Genomic DNA, 14700 nt, shown 5'->3' with positions numbered 1-14700 from the left:
CGCGTTGCGCGGCGCCGCGCGGGGCAATTACAGGTTGCCGTCGAGGAAGGCGGTCAGCTGCGACTTCGACAGCGCGCCGACCTTCTGCGCCGCGACCTGGCCATTCTTGAACAGGATCAGCGTGGGGATGCCGCGGATGCCGAATTTGGCCGGCACCTGCTGGTTCTCGTCGACGTTGATCTTGGCCACCTGCAGCTTGTCGCTGTAGTCCTTGGCGACTTCGTCCAGGATCGGCGCGATCATCTTGCAGGGGCCGCACCATTCGGCCCAGAAGTCGAGCAGCACGGGCTTGTCGGACTGGAGGACGTCGGCGTCGAAGGAGGCGTCGCTCACATACTTGATTTGTTCGCTCATGGCGGAAAACCTCAGGGTTCGCTCGGGGATATCAAAAGGCTGGATTATGCCGAACCGCTACATTACACGACTTTTTCGCGGCTCGTCGGGGCCGGCCATATTGCGCCGGTTGATGCTGCCCGGATTGGCTGCCGGGATTGCCGCCCGGATTCGCAATACGGAAGATGGCGGCGGCGGCCTCGAATTCAACCGTCCCCGCCGTCGCCCGCATGCCTGCGAACCGCGCGGTCCCGGCGTCGTCGGCATGGCCTCGTACCAGGGATGGCGCCATTTTGCCGCGCTCGGCGCCGCGACGCCAATGATGCCTTTCAATCGGCGTCAGAGATTTTGTCAATATCGCCCGCTTGTGCCTCGGTCGCTGTTGCATCGGGTTTTCCCGGTGCGCGGCGGCGGCCGCGCTCGCCCTCGCGCGCTCTCTCGCGCTCGGCCTTGCGTTCGCCCTTGAGTGAGCCCTTCAATGAGCCCTTCAATGAGCCTCTCAGTGAGCCCCTCAGTGAGCCGCTCGGTGAGCCCCTCGGTGAGCCCCTCGGTAAGCCCCTCAGTAAGCCCTTGACTGAGCCGCGCTTGCCGTGGGCCGGCACGGCGCGCGTAGAATGAACACGTGCCGGACAAGGCCCGGCGCAGCCCCTCCCAATCGATCAGGCCACCACCATGACGCCCGAAGACGATCCGACCCGCGATCCGACCCGCGATCCGACCCGCGACCCGATGCGCGATTCCGTACGCGATCCCGTGCGCGATCCCAGGCAGTTGCCCGAGGCGAGTGCCGACACGGATGCCGACGCGCCGACCGATCCCGCCGGCGCCGAGCATCTGGGCGACGCGCTGGCCCATCTGAGTACCGCGGTCGAAGAGAACAGCATTGCGGTGGGCGCGGCCAAGGGCCTCGTCTACAGCATCATCGAAACGCTCGGTACGCTGGTCGGCGATCCGGACCTGCCCGAGCATGCGCGCTCCGGCTACGAAGGGCTGCTCGAGACCGCGCGCGAGATCCGCGCCCGCATCGAAGGCGAGCGCTCCTGATCCCGAGCGCGATCGCCTGACGCCGGCGCGGGGCCGCGCGGCGCCGATGCGGCGCGTCCGCACGGTTCGCGCCGAGCGCTTGCCGATGTCCCCACGATTGCCATTGCTTCCGCCAGCTTCGCCCCTGCCATTCCACCCCGCTACATGACGACGCTGCGTTTCCGCCCCGGCCGCGACTTTCTCGACAATGCCGCGGCCGCGGCCTGGTATTTCCTCGACCGCTGCGAGCAGCACGGCCAGAGCGCGTCCGCCGCGCATCTGGTGGTGCCGACCGCGGCACAGATTCCGGGCGTGCGCCAGGCGCTGGACCGCGCCGCGCGCGCGTCCGGCACCCCGCGCCTGCTGCCGCGCATCCTGACGCTGGGCCATTGGCTGCTCGACTTTCCGCCGGCGATGCTGCATGGCGACAAGGTGCGCAGCCACGCCGCGCGCCTGCTCGCGGTGCAGCAGGCGATCCGCGGCCAGGACTGGCTGCGGCGGGCCTTCGGCGCGCAGACCGAACCGGCGGCCTGGGGGCTCGCGCAGACCGTGCTGACCGTCTGCGACGAGCTGTCGGCGCGATGGCTCGAGGACGCCGCCATCCGCGACGACGACGCGGTGCTCGCCGAGGACCGCGCCAGCCTGTTGCAGGAGGCGCTGCAACGCACCTATGCGCATCTGTCCGAGCGTTTCCTCGGCGAGGAGGCGCGCATCGTGCTGGCGTTCTGGCAGGCGCTGTCCGGGCCCGACGATCCGCTGCCGGCGCGCCGCCGTGCGTTGCAGGCGCTCGCCCAGCAACTGACCGGCCCGGTGGTCTGGCTCGGCCCGACGCCGCCGACGCCGATCGAGGCGGCCTTCCTGCGCGCCGCGGCGGAGATGGTGCCGGTGCTGGAGATCGGCTACGACTGGCGCGGCGAGGCGGCCGAAGGCGAGGCGAGCGACGAGGATCAAGAGAGCGACGAGCGGGAACACCGCGGCGCGCCTGCGGAAGCGGCGATCGACCTTGCGCTCGATGGTGCCGATGGACGCGCCAAGGGACGCGCCAACGGTCGCCCCAACGATCACGCCAACGATGGCGCTCACGATGGCGCTCACGATGGCGCTCACGATGGCGCTCACGATGGCGCCGACGATCCGGATGGCGGACGCGGCAGCTGGTATCGCACCTTGCTCGAGCTCTGGCCCGAATGCCGTCTGCCCGGTGATACCACCGCGGTGCCGTCGCTGCCGGCGCCGCGCCTGCCGGTCGACCGCCCGCGCGTGCGGCTGATCGGCAGCGCCCGCTTCGAGGACGAGGCGGCCGCCGCGGCGGACCAGCTGGTGCGCTGGCTCAACGAGGGCCGCAAGCAACTGGCGCTGGTCGCGCATGACCGCGTGGTCGCGCGCCGCGCCCGCGCGCTGCTGGCGCGCGCCGGGGCGCCGGTGCGCGACGAGACCGGCTGGAAGCTGTCGACCACGCGTGCCGCGGCCGCGCTGATGCGCTGGTTCGACCTGGTGGTCGGCGACGGCGATACCGCGGCGCTGCTCGATCTGCTCAAGAGCCCGTTCTGTCTGCCTCAGCTGCCGCAACGCGGCGCCGCGATCGCGCTGCTGGAGCGGCAGGTGCGCCGCCATGGCATCACGGGCGGATGGCGCCGGCTGTTGCAGCGCTTTCCGGCGGCGCCGCAGCCGCAGTGGACGGCCGACACCGGCCCGCAGGACGACGAGGAAGCGGCCGCGCTGGCCGCCGCCCAGGCCGCCGCTGCCGCGCTGCTGCGCCAGATGGCCGGCGAGGCACAGGCCTGGCCGCGCGGCAACGATGCGCGTCCGGTCGGCTTCTGGCTGCAGCGCCTGCAGACCACCCTGGACGCGCTCGACATGCGCCCGGCGCTGGCCGCCGACGATGCCGGCGCGCAGCTGCTCGATGCGCTGGCGCGGCTCGACGAGCTGCCCGACGACGAGGCCGGCGCCACCGCCACGCTGACGCTGGCCGAATTCCGCGCGATGCTGGCCGCGCTGCTCGAAGCGGTGGCCTACAAGGAGCCGAGCGAGCCCGCCGCCGCGCGCATCACGATCCTGCCGCTGAACGGCGCGCGCATGCGGCGCTTCGACGGCGTCGTGATCGTCGGCTGCGACGACGCACAACTGCCGTCGACCGCCGCCGAGCTGATGTTCTTCTCCAACCAGATGCGGCGCGAGCTCGGCCTCGAGGACCGCGAGGCGCGCTTCGCGCAGCAGGCGCGCGACCTGGCCGAGGTGCTGCTGAACAACGACGACGTCGTGATGACCTGGCAGCGTTTCGGTGGCCGCGGCGAGCCGAAGCATGTGTCGGGCTGGCTCGAACGATTGGCGGTGCATTGCGAAGCCGCCGGCGCGCCGATCGGGGCGAGCGTCGTGCCTTCGCTGCACGAGGCCCGGGCAGAGGTCCGCAATATGCCCGCGCCCTCGGCGCCGGAGCTGGCCCCCGCGCGCTGGACCGCGCAGTCGTACAACATGCTGCGCCGCTGCCCGTACCAGTTCTTCGCCGGCCGCATGCTGGGCCTGGCCGGCCTGGAAACGGTCAGCGACGACCTCGAGAAGCGCGATATCGGCGAGCTGCTGCACCAGATCCTGCTGCGCTATCACCGCGACGTGCAGGCACAGGACGTGCGCGACGACGCGGCCCGCATCGCCCATCTGCAGGCGGTCTCGCGCGAGGTCTTCGACGGCGTGATGGCCGAGGACGGCAATGCGATCGGCTACTACCGCCGCTGGCTCGCGGTGCTGCCTTCGTATGTCGCGTGGCAGGCCGCGCGCGAGCGCGAAGGCTGGTACTGGCATGCAGGCGAGCTCGACGCCGGCGCCGACCTGCCGATGCGCGACGGCCAGCCGATTCGGCTGCATGGCCGCATCGACCGGCTCGACCGCCATCGCGACGGGCGCCATGCGGTGCTCGACTACAAGACGCAGAGCGCCGCGCGCCTGAGGCGCAAGGCGCGCGACGCGCAGGAAGATTGCCAGTTGCCGTTCTACGGCCTGCTGCGCGCCGATGCGCGCGCGGGCAGCTGGATCGCGCTGGAGGACGGCCGCAACGAACCGCGCAGCGCGTCGCCGGCCAGCCGCCGCGAGGTCTCGCTGCCGGACTTCGACGAGGCGGTGGCGTGGCTGCACGAGCAGCTGACGCACGACGCGCTGCGCCTGCGCGAGGGCGCGCCGCTGCCGGCCTTCGGCGACGCCGCGGCGTGCACCTGGTGCAATGCGCGCGGGCTGTGCCGCAAGGGGTATTGGCAGTCGACGGCGCTGCCGGAGGCGGTCGCCTCCGCGCCCAGATACACGCACGAGCGCGCGCCCGCACAGCAGTCCGGCTCGCCGGAAGGGCGAACGGCCAACGAGCCGCCGGGGCGGCAAGGGCACGAGCAGATGAGCGAACAGGCGAACGAACAGGCGAACGAACAGGCGAACGAACCAACGAGCCAACAAGCGACCGAACCAACTACCGAATCAACGACCGAACCAACGACCGAACCAACGACCGCTCCATCGAGCAACAAGCAAGGAGGACCGCTGGCATGACCGTGCACGCCTATCTGCGCGACGGGCAGGACGTCAGCGAAGCCGAATTCACGCGCGCCGCCTGCGATCCCGCGCGCTCCGTGGTGGTCGAGGCCTGCGCCGGCAGCGGCAAGACCTGGCTGCTGGTGGCGCGGCTGCTGCGCCTGCTGCTGGCCGGCGCCGAGCCGAGCCAGATCCTCGCCATCACCTTCACCCGCAAGGCCGCCGAGGAAATGCGCGAGCGCCTGCTGGACGTGCTGGCGCAACTGGCCCGCGGCACCGACGCGCAGGGGCTGGCCGCGCTGGAGCAGCGCGGCCTGTCGCCCGAGGCCGCGCGCGCCGCGCTGCCGCGTGCCCGCACCTTGCATGCGCGCGTGCTGGCCAGCCCGGGCCGCATCGCCATCGACACCTTCCACGGCTGGTTCGGCACCTTGCTGCGCGGCGCGCCGCTGGCCTCCGGCATCGTGCCGGGCGCGGCGCTGCGCGAGGATGCGCTGCGCATGAAGCGCGAGGCGTGGGCGCCGTTCTGGCGCGGGCTGTCCGCGCCCGAGGCGGCGCCGTACCGGGAAGCCTACGAGCGCCTGGTCGATGCGATCGGCGAATTCTCGGCGCGCGCGCTGCTCGACGCGATGTTCCACGCGCGCAGCGAATGGTGGGCGATGCGCGAGGCCGCGCCCGATGAAGATCCCGCCGAGCGGCTGGCGGACGATCTGGGCGACGACGCGCGCATCGACGTGCTGGCACAGGCGATGGCCGACGCGGCGCTGCGCGCCGACTGCGAGGCGCTGGCGGCTTCGCTGTCCCAGGCCGGCAAGACCGAGCAGGGCCATGCCGATCGCATCGGCGCCGCGCTGGCGGCAATGCGGACCTGGGCGGAGGCCGGCGCGCTCAGCGGGCAGCCGGCGCAGGAGGCGTTCGGCTGCTGCTGGGAGGCCTTCTTCACCGGCAAGGGCGAGCCCCGCGCGCTGCGGCGCACCGCGGCGCTGGTCAAGGCCGCAGGAGGAGAGGCCGAGGCCGACGCGCTGCTGGCCAGGCACGCGGCACTGTGCGACGCCTTGCGGCAGGTCGCCGCGCGCCGTTGCGAGGCGGCGGTGCTGGCGCTCAATCGCGATCTCTATCTGCTGGGCGACACGCTGCTGGCGCGCTATCAGGAGCACAAGGGCCAGCAGCGCGCGATGGACTTCGCCGACCTTGAATGGCTGGCGGCGCGGCTGATGCGCGACGAGCAGACCGCGACCTATCTGCAGGTGCGGCTCGACGCGCGCTATCGCCATCTGCTGCTCGACGAATTCCAGGACACCAACCCGCTGCAATGGCGCATCCTGCAGGGCTGGCTGGCCGGCTATCAGGATCTGGCGGAACGACCGACGGTGTTCCTGGTGGGCGATCCGAAGCAATCGATCTATCGCTTCCGGCGTGCCGACGCGCGGCTGTTCGACGTCGCGCGGCAGATGCTGCAGCGCGAGTTCGGCGCGACGGTGCTGCGCACCAACCGCACCCGCCGCAACAGCGGCAGCGTGCTGCGCTGGGTCAATGCGGTGTTCGACCAGGCGCGCGCGGAAGGACGCTATCCGCTGTACGAAACGCAGACCACCGCGCTGGACCAGCAGGGCGGGCCGGTGTGGCTGCTGCCGCTGGTGCCGGCGAACGGCAACGGCGGCAGCGACGGCAATGGCGGCAATGGCGGCAATGGCGAGGACGGCAACGGCAATGGCAACGGCAACGGCGACGCCAACATCCCCCCCGATTCCCGGGACACGCTGACACAGCCGCGCACGCCGCTGGGCGATTCGCCGCGCTTCGAGGAGGGCCGCCGCGTCGCCGCGTGGCTGCGCCATCTGCGCGCGACCGTGCCGGTCCAAGAGGGCGACGGCCAGCGTCCGGCCTGCTGGCGCGACATCACGCTGCTGGTCCGGCGCAAGACCTATCTGGCCGACTACGAGCGCGCCTTCCGCGAGGCCGGCATTCCCTGCCTGAGCCCGCGCCGAGGCGGCCTGCTGGCCACGCTCGAGGCGCTGGACCTGTCGGCGCTGCTGGCCTTCCTGATGACGCCCGAGTCCGACCTCGATCTCGCGCACGTGCTGAAGAGCCCGCTGGTGGGCGCCTGCGACGAAGACCTGATCGCGATCGCGCGGCTGGCAGGCAACCGCCGCTGGTGGCCGACGCTGTTGGCCGGCGAGGTTCCGCAGCACGCGTCTGCGGCCTTGCGCGAAGGACTGGCGCGCCTGCGCGGCTGGCTCGAGATCGCGCCGCATCGGCCGGTGCACGACCTGATCGACCACATCTATCACACCGGCGAGGTGCGCCGCCGCTATGCGCAGGCCGCTCCCGCGGAAATCCGCGAGCAGGTGCTGGCCAATCTCGACGCGTTCCTGAAGCTGTCGCTGGATCTCGACGGCGGCCGCTATCCGAGCCTGCCGAAGTTCATCGACGAGCTGCAGGCGATCCGCCGCGGCGACGAGGACGAGAGCCCCGACGAAGGCGGCATGGGCGATGCGGCGGAAGCCGAGGCCGACGAGCCCGAGGGCGCCGACGACAGCAATGGCACGCTCGACGCGGTGCGCATCCTGACCGTGCACGCGGCCAAGGGGCTGGAGGCGCCGTTCGTGGTGCTGCTCGACACCAATCACAGCGAGCCGGCCGCCGATCGCGCCGGCATCCTGATCGACTGGCCGCCGTCGGCCGCGGCGCCGGTGCATTTCTCCGCGTACGGCAAGCGCTCCGAGCGTGGGCTGGCGCGCGCGGCGCGCTTCGACGAGCAGGCCGCGCTGGCCGAACGCGAGAACTGGAACCTGCTCTATGTCGCGATGACGCGCGCCCGCCAGGGGCTGATCGTCAGCGGCATCCAGCGCAACGGCAAGGGCGCGGGCGACGGCGAACCGGGCAGCGAGATCGCCGGCAGCTGGTATGTGCGCCTGCAGGTCGCGGATGTCGGCGAGCCGGTGCCGCCGCTGCCGGACGATTACGTCGGCGTGCGTGGTGTCGCGTCGGGCGGCGTGGAAGGGCCGATCCGCTTCACCGACTTCCGCGCGCGCTATCGCGATGCGCCGCCCATGGCGCCGCGCGAAGCCATCGGTGCCGAGGGTGAGGAAGAGGACGAAGAGCGCGACGACGAGATCGTCTTCGATGCCGCCGCCGCTCGCCATGGCGAACTGGTGCATGCGCTGCTCGAACGGATCACGCGCTACCCCGGCGCCTACGACGGCGTGCCCGATGCCGAGGCGGTGATGCGCTGGTTTCCGCTGGCCGGAGCCGGCAGCCAGCAGGCGCGCACCGAGTGGCGCGAGCAGGCCGAGGCCGCCGTGCAGGCGGTACGCACCATGCTGAACGCGCCCGCGCTGCGTCCGCTGTTGCTGGCCGAGGGCGCGCTGGGCGCGCGCAACGAGGTCGAACTGTATGGCGCGCAGGGGCGCCTGCTGCGGATCGACCGGCTGGTCGAATACGCCGATCGCGTGGTGGTGGTCGACTACAAGCTGCGCCTGCTGCCGCAGGAGCACGCCGGCTACGCGGCGCAGTTGCGCCGCTACGAGGCCGCGCTGCGGCCGATGTTCCCGGGCCGGCGCATCGAGTCGGGCATCGCCACCGCGGACGGCGAATGGATCGCGCTGGGGCAACTGTCGGCGCCGCCGCCGCCGCGGCAGGCGTCGCTGTTCTGACGGCAGCAGGGCAGCGGCAAACGGCGATAAGATGGCGCGTGAGCTATGGGCGAGGGGATAGGCGAACTACGGGCCAGCGCGGTCCCTCGGCAAGTCGTCGCAACGAAGCGTGGGAACCCGGTGGGAATCGTGGCGTCGCGGCATGCCGCCGTGGCCAGCAGGGAAAAAGAAGGGGAAGGAAAGACAGGAAGGAAGGGGGACGAGCCTGACCCTCGGCACTGGCGGAAAACGGCTGTGGCTGCTTCGTTCCCGACCTGACCAGGTTGACCGCGCCGCCATGCGAGGAGGCCCGTCCGACCGGCATTGTAACCCAGAGTGCGTGCGTCGCGCGAAAAGCCGTCGTCGGCATTGCCAGATGGCATCGCGGGACGGCATGGCGGGGTGGCATCGAGACCCGATATCCGCATGCCGGATGCGGCAGGGGCGAACGGCAAATGACGGCGCAAATGACGGCGCAAATGACGGCGCAAATGACGGCGCAAATGACGGCGCGAATGACGGCGCGAATGACGGTGCGAATCCAACGGTGCCGACAGAGGCGAGAGGTGAGCTGACCGATGAATGCCAACGAACAGATGATGCAGGCCGTACTGCCGCCGCAGGAAATCTCGGTCGAGGTGCTGCGCGAGAAGTACGCCAAGGGCGAGGAACGCAGCGCGGCCGATGTGCGCGCCCGCGTGGCGCGCGCGCTGGCCGAGGCCGAGCCCGAGGCGCAGCGCGAACGCTGGGCCCAGCGTTTTCTTGCCGCGCTCGAAGGCGGCTTCGTGCCGGCCGGGCGCATCCATTCCGCGGCGGGCACGCGCATCGAGGCCACGCTGATCAACTGCTTCGTGCAGCCGGTCGGCGACGCGGTGTCCGAGACAGTAGACGGCAAGCCCGGCATCTACGCCGCGGTGGCGCAGGCCGCCGAGACCATGCGCCGCGGCGGCGGAGTCGGCTACGACTTCTCGGCGATCCGTCCCTCGGGCGCGCTGGTGCGCGGCACCCATTCGCGCGCCTCGGGCCCGGTCTCGTTCATGAAGGTGTTCGATGCCTCGTGCGCCACCGTCGAATCGGCCGGCGCGCGGCGCGGCGCGCAGATGGGCGTGCTGCGCGCCGATCATCCCGATATCGAGGCTTTCATCCACGCCAAGGACCGCGGCGAGCTGACCAACTTCAATCTGTCGATCGGCGTGGACGATGCCTTCATGCAGGCGGTCGAGGACGATGGCGAGATCGACCTGGTCCACGTCGCCGAGCCGGCGCCCGAGACGATCGCCGCCGGCGCCTGGCGCCGCGATGACGGCATGTGGGTGTACCGGCGCGTGCCGGCGCGGCAGCTGTGGGATCAGGTCATGCAGGCGACCTACGATCACGCCGAGCCGGGCATCCTGTTCCTGTCGCACATCAACGACGACAACAACCTCCATTACTGCGAACGCATCGAGGCCACCAATCCGTGCGCCGAGCAGCCGCTGCCGGCCTACGGCTGCTGCGACCTGGGTTCGATCGACCTGACCCGTTTCGTGCGCGGTCCGTTCAGCGAGGCCGCGTCCTTCGACTTCGACGGCTTCCGCGCGCTGGTCGCGGTGGCGGTGCGGATGCTGGACAACGTGCTCGACGTCACCTATTGGCCCCTGCCGGAACAGCGCGCCGAGGCGATGGCCAAGCGCCGCATCGGCCTCGGTTTTCTGGGCCTGGGCAGCGCGCTGGTGATGCTGGGCGTGCGCTACGACAGCGAGGCGGGCCGCGCGCTGGCAGCGCGCATCGCGCAGACGCTGCGCGATGCCGCCTATCTGGCCTCGACCGAACTGGCGCGCGAGAAGGGCGCCTTCCCGCTGTTCGATGCCGACGCCTATCTGCAGAGCGGCTTCGCCAGCCGGCTGCCCGAGCCGGTGCGGGCCGCGATCCGCGCGCATGGCATCCGCAATTCGCATCTGCTGTCGATCGCGCCGACCGGCACCATCACGCTGGCCTTTGCCGACAACGCCTCCAACGGCATCGAGCCGGCGTTCTCGTGGACCTACCAGCGGCGCAAGCGGATGGGCGACGACAGCTACAAGGTCTACGAGGTCGCCGACCATGCCTGGCGCCTGTACCGTCATCTGGGCGGCGATGTCGAGCAGCTGCCGGACAGCTTCGTCACCGCGCTGCAGATGTCCGCGCTCGATCATATGAAGATGCTGGAGGCGGTGCAGCCCTATATCGACACCAGCATCAGCAAGACCGTCAACGTGCCGGAGGACTATCCGTACGAAGCCTTCCGCAACCTGTATCTGGAGGCGTGGAAGGCCGGGCTGAAGGGCCTGGCCACCTATCGGCCCAATCGCGTGCTGGGCGCGGTGCTGTCGGTCGCGGAGGCGGCGGGGCAGGGCACGGCGGGCACGGCCGGCGCAGCGGCCGCAACAGGCGCCAATGGCGACGATCCGCTGCGCAAGCCCTTCGAGAGCCGGCCGGTGGGCGATCTGGAGGGCGTGACGTCCAAGGTCGAGTACCTGACCTACGAGGGCCACAAGACCGTCTACCTGACCGTCAACTTCATGCGCGTCAACGGCGTGGTCGATGGCAGGCCCGTGACGATCGAGCGGCCGGTCGAGTTCTTCATGCCGGCCGGCCAGCGCAGCGAAGGCCAGCAATGGATTACCTCGACGATGCGGCTGCTGTCGATGGTGGCGCGCTCGGGCGGCTCGATCGCCAAGGCGCTGGCCGACATGCGCAACGTGGTGTGGGACAAGGGCACGGTGCGCTATGGCACGCTGACGCGGCAGGACGGCACCGAGGTGCCGCGCTTCCACGATTCCGAGGTGGCGGCGCTCGGCTACGCGCTGCAGCGCATCCTGGTCAAGCGCGGCTTTCTCGATGCGGAGGGGCAACAGGTGCCCGTCGCCGCGCTGGCCGAGCGGCTGGCGCAGCGCGAGGCCGGGCTCGCGCAGGACGCGATGCCGCTGCGGGGTGCCGCGGCGCCCGGCGCCGGCCTGCCCGTCGGCGCGCCGGGCGTCGGCACCGGCAAGCCGTGCCCGGAATGCGGTGCGCATGCGCTGCACAAGGTCGATGGCTGCGCCAAATGCGCCAATTGCGGCTACGTCGGCGAGTGCGGCTGATGGCCCGCTGAATCCCCGATCGACCTCGCGCCCGTTCCCCTTGCCGGGCCCCGCGACAGGCCGCCGGCCGGCGGGTCGCCATTTGCTACAATCGCCGCCATGAGTTACCAAGTTCTAGCGCGCAAATGGCGCCCCAGGGATTTCACCACGCTGGTCGGCCAGGAGCACGTGGTGCGCGCGCTCACGCATGCGCTGGAACAGCAGAGGCTGCATCACGCCTACCTGTTTACCGGTACGCGCGGCGTCGGCAAGACCACGCTGTCGCGCATCCTGGCCAAGGCCCTGAATTGCACGGGGGCTGACGGCAACGGCGGCATCACCGCGCAGCCCTGCGGGGTCTGCAAGGCCTGCACCGAGATCGATTCGGGCCGCTTCGTCGACTACATCGAGATGGACGCCGCGTCGAACCGCGGCGTCGACGAGATGGCCCAGCTGCTCGACAAGGCGGTCTACGCGCCGACGGTCGGACGCTTCAAGGTCTACATGATCGACGAAGTGCATATGCTGACCAACCACGCCTTCAACGCGATGTTGAAGACGCTGGAAGAGCCGCCCGGCCACGTGAAGTTCATCCTCGCCACCACCGACCCGCAGAAGATCCCCGTCACGGTGCTGTCGCGCTGCCTGCAGTTCAATCTGAAGCAGATGCCGCCTGGCCATATCGTCAACCACCTCGACCGCATCCTGGCCGAGGAGGGCATCGCGCACGACGGCAATGCGCTGCGGCTGCTCGCGCAGGCCGCGCACGGCTCGATGCGCGACGCGCTGTCGCTGACCGACCAGGCCATCGCCTACAGCGCGGGCGAGGTGTCCGAGGCCTCGGTGCGCGGCATGCTCGGTGCGATCGACCAGAGCTACCTGGTGCAGCTGCTCGACGCGCTGGCCGCCGAGGACGGCGCCGCGATGCTGGCGGTGGCCGACAGCATGGCCGACCGCAGCCTGTCGTTCGCCGGCGCGCTGCAGGACCTCGGTTCGCTGCTGCACAAGATCGCGCTGGCGCAGGCGGTGCCGGCGTCGGTGCAGGAGGAATGGCCCGAGGCCGGCGAAGTGCGCCGCCTGGCGGCCGCCTTCGATCCGCAGGAAGTGCAGCTGTTCTACCAGATCGCCAATCTCGGCCGCAGCGAGCTGGCGCTTGCGCCGGACGAGTATGCCGGCTTCACGATGACGATGCTGCGGATGCTGGCGTTCCGGCCCTCGGCGATGCCGTCGGCGCCGACGCCGGCAGGCCCGGCGACGGCCGGTGCGCGCAGGATGTCCGGCTCCGCGATGGCCGGTGTGGCCGGCGCCGCGGCGGCATCGGCATCGGCAGCATCGACGGCATCGGCTTCGGCAGCATCGGCTTCGCCGGTTCCGCACGGTTCGCCGGTTTCGCCGTCCGGCGCGGGTCCTGCCAGGTCCGCCGCCGGCACCGCACCGAATACCGCTGTCGCCGCCGCTGCCGGCCCGGCTGCCGCGCCCGGCGCCACGCCCGCTGCCGCCGCCGCAAGCGCTGCGGCCAGGCCCGTTGCCGCGCCCGCCGCTCACGTAGCACCGGTAGCGCCCGTCGCGACGCCGGGTCCGCGCCCGGCCGCGTCAAGCCCGATGGCTTCGGGCGCCGCGGCGCCCGTATCGGCGCCTGCCGCGGCACCCGTCTCAGCGCCGTCCGCGGCGGCCCCCGCGGCGCCCGACGCTGCGCCGGCGGCTGCCGCCAGGCCCGCCAACGACGGCAAGCCGCTGTCGCCCGCTCGGGCGGCGCTGGCGGCGGCGCGCCAGGCGTCGGCAGGGCGGGGCGGCGGTGCCGCGCGACCTGTGGCCGCGCCTCCTGCGGCCGCACCGGCGCCTGCGCCGGCCGCCGCGCCGACGCAATCGCTGCGCCCGGCCGCGCCGCAACGCCGGCCGGAGCCGCCGCGTCCCTCGGCTGCACCGCAGGCTCCGGCTCAATCTCAAGCCCGGTCGCAAGGCCCAGCCCAAGCCCCGGCGCAGGCGGCACCGTCCGCGAGCGCGCCCGCCGAGCCCCCGCCATGGGAACTGGCCGGCGGCAGCGACGTACCGCCGTGGGAGGAGCTGCCGCCCGACCTGCCGCTGATCGGCCCGTACGACAGCGAACCCGAGCCGCAGCGTGCCGCGCCGCTGCGCCGCCCCGAGCCGCCGCGCACGGCCATGCCCGTGTCCTCCGTGCCGGCCGCGGCCGATGCGGCCGCATCGGACGAAGCCTTCGCCGCGAGCCCGAGCAAGACCCCGCCGCCCGCCGCGCCGCTGCCGCCCGACGACGGCACGCCCGCGATCTTCAGCGGCGACTGGCCCGCGCTGGCCGCCAGCCTGCCGCTGAAGGGCCTGGCCCAGCAGCTCGCCTATCAGAGCGAACTGGCGCGCGTGCGGGGCCGCACCTTCGTGCTGCGCGCGCCCGTCGCCGCGATCGCCGAAGGCAACGCGGTCGAGCGCCTGGCGCAGGCGCTGTCGGACCATTTCGGCGAAGCGGTGCGCGTGCACTGCGAGGTCGGCGCGGTCAGCGAGACCGCCGCGGCGGCCGATGCGCAGGCGCGCGCCGAGCGCCAGCGCGCGGCGGAGGCGGCGATCGAGAACGATCCCTTCGTGCAGGGCCTGTTGCGGGAGTTCGGCGGCCAGATCGTGCCGGGCTCGATCCAGCCGCGCGCGCTCTGACGACGGCACGCTGCCCATACGCACGATCGAAGCCGCGCGGCGTACCGACCCAAGCAATCCCCCGAATCCACCGAATCCATCGATATCAGGAGAAGCATCATGATGAAGGGCCAACTCGCCGGGCTGATGAAGCAAGCCCAGCAGATGCAGGAAAACATGAAGAGGATGCAGGAGCAGCTCGCCCTGATCGAGGTCGAGGGCCAGTCGGGCGCCGGCCTGGTCAAGGTGGTGATGACCTGCAAGAACGACGTCAAGCGCGTGACCATCGATCCGAGCCTGCTCGCGGAAGGCGAGGACAAGGAGCTGCTGGAAGACCTGGTCGCCGCGGCCTTCAACGACGCGGTGCGCAAGGCCGAAGCCACCACGCAGGAGAAGATGGGTTCGATGACCTCGGGCCTGCCGCTGCCCCCGGGCTTCAAGCTGCCGTTCTGAGCGCCGGCTTGCCGAACGCGGACTCA

The 14700-nt window shown here is 71.4% G+C and carries 8 protein-coding genes and 1 other RNA gene; 6 read left to right on the top strand and 3 right to left on the bottom strand.

Going from position 1 to position 14700, the window contains the following annotated elements:
- Nucleotides 1-27: 27 nt before the first annotated feature.
- Together trxA and KZ686_RS13350 are read right to left on the bottom strand one after the other, a co-directional pair.
- A complete protein-coding gene (trxA, locus tag KZ686_RS13355) occupies nucleotides 28-354 on the bottom strand; it encodes a thioredoxin TrxA (RefSeq protein ID WP_006578220.1) in 327 nt (108 codons plus the stop codon).
- Nucleotides 355-385: 31 nt separating this feature from the next.
- Entirely contained in the window at nucleotides 386-721 is a 336-nt protein-coding gene (locus KZ686_RS13350; RefSeq protein WP_265632615.1) for a hypothetical protein, read from the bottom strand.
- Nucleotides 722-1062: 341 nt separating this feature from the next.
- Here KZ686_RS13350 and KZ686_RS13345 point away from each other — a divergent pair, with 341 nt between their 5' ends.
- From KZ686_RS13345 to KZ686_RS13335, 3 genes are all read left to right on the top strand, one after another.
- The gene (locus KZ686_RS13345) at nucleotides 1063-1377 is read left to right on the top strand and encodes a hypothetical protein (RefSeq protein ID WP_370639541.1); all 315 of its coding nucleotides are present in this window, start codon (nucleotides 1063-1065) and stop codon (nucleotides 1375-1377) included.
- Nucleotides 1378-1521: 144 nt separating this feature from the next.
- Nucleotides 1522-4887, top strand: a complete 3366-nt coding sequence (locus KZ686_RS13340) for a PD-(D/E)XK nuclease family protein (protein ID WP_265632614.1) — start codon at nucleotides 1522-1524, stop codon at nucleotides 4885-4887.
- Nucleotides 4884-8522 carry a UvrD-helicase domain-containing protein gene (locus tag KZ686_RS13335; protein WP_265632613.1) on the top strand — a complete coding sequence of 1213 codons (3639 nt, stop codon included), beginning with the start codon at nucleotides 4884-4886 and terminating at the stop codon, nucleotides 8520-8522. Before KZ686_RS13340 ends, KZ686_RS13335 begins: the two co-directional genes overlap by 4 nt.
- Before the next feature lie 195 nt (nucleotides 8523-8717).
- Here KZ686_RS13335 and ffs read toward each other — a convergent pair.
- Nucleotides 8718-8816: signal recognition particle sRNA small type (gene ffs, locus KZ686_RS13330), an RNA gene on the bottom strand.
- A gap of 263 nt (nucleotides 8817-9079) precedes the next feature.
- Here ffs and KZ686_RS13325 point away from each other — a divergent pair.
- The 3 genes from KZ686_RS13325 to KZ686_RS13315 all read left to right on the top strand — a co-directional run bounded on the left by KZ686_RS13325 (nucleotide 9080) and on the right by KZ686_RS13315 (nucleotide 14674).
- Nucleotides 9080-11602 (top strand): adenosylcobalamin-dependent ribonucleoside-diphosphate reductase, encoded by a 2523-nt coding sequence (locus KZ686_RS13325; RefSeq protein WP_265632612.1) that lies wholly within the window; start codon nucleotides 9080-9082, stop codon nucleotides 11600-11602.
- 99 nt (nucleotides 11603-11701) lie between these two features.
- Complete coding sequence (locus KZ686_RS13320; protein ID WP_265632611.1) at nucleotides 11702-14242, top strand: DNA polymerase III subunit gamma/tau; 2541 nt, start codon at nucleotides 11702-11704, stop codon at nucleotides 14240-14242.
- A gap of 99 nt (nucleotides 14243-14341) precedes the next feature.
- A complete protein-coding gene (locus tag KZ686_RS13315; RefSeq protein ID WP_265632610.1) occupies nucleotides 14342-14674 on the top strand; it encodes a YbaB/EbfC family nucleoid-associated protein in 333 nt (110 codons plus the stop codon).
- The last annotated feature ends 26 nt before the right edge of the window (nucleotides 14675-14700 follow it).

The sequence above is a fragment of the Cupriavidus cauae genome, assembly GCF_026210475.1.
GTDB classification, from domain to species: domain Bacteria; phylum Pseudomonadota; class Gammaproteobacteria; order Burkholderiales; family Burkholderiaceae; genus Cupriavidus; species Cupriavidus cauae.
Note: the sequence above shows the minus strand (reverse complement) of the source record. Positions and strands in the feature narration are given on the sequence as shown.

Coding starts and splice junctions, on each gene's coding strand:
- KZ686_RS13345 (WP_370639541.1), top strand. CDS start 1,063: ATGCGCGATTCCGTACGCGATCCCGTGCGCGATCCCAGGCAGTTGCCC.
- KZ686_RS13340 (WP_265632614.1), top strand. CDS start 1,522: ATGACGACGCTGCGTTTCCGCCCCGGCCGCGACTTTCTCGACAATGCC.
- KZ686_RS13325 (WP_265632612.1), top strand. CDS start 9,080: ATGAATGCCAACGAACAGATGATGCAGGCCGTACTGCCGCCGCAGGAA.
- KZ686_RS13350 (WP_265632615.1), bottom strand. CDS start 721: ATGCAACAGCGACCGAGGCACAAGCGGGCGATATTGACAAAATCTCTG.
- trxA (WP_006578220.1), bottom strand. CDS start 354: ATGAGCGAACAAATCAAGTATGTGAGCGACGCCTCCTTCGACGCCGAC.
- KZ686_RS13320 (WP_265632611.1), top strand. CDS start 11,702: ATGAGTTACCAAGTTCTAGCGCGCAAATGGCGCCCCAGGGATTTCACC.
- KZ686_RS13315 (WP_265632610.1), top strand. CDS start 14,342: ATGATGAAGGGCCAACTCGCCGGGCTGATGAAGCAAGCCCAGCAGATG.
- KZ686_RS13335 (WP_265632613.1), top strand. CDS start 4,884: ATGACCGTGCACGCCTATCTGCGCGACGGGCAGGACGTCAGCGAAGCC.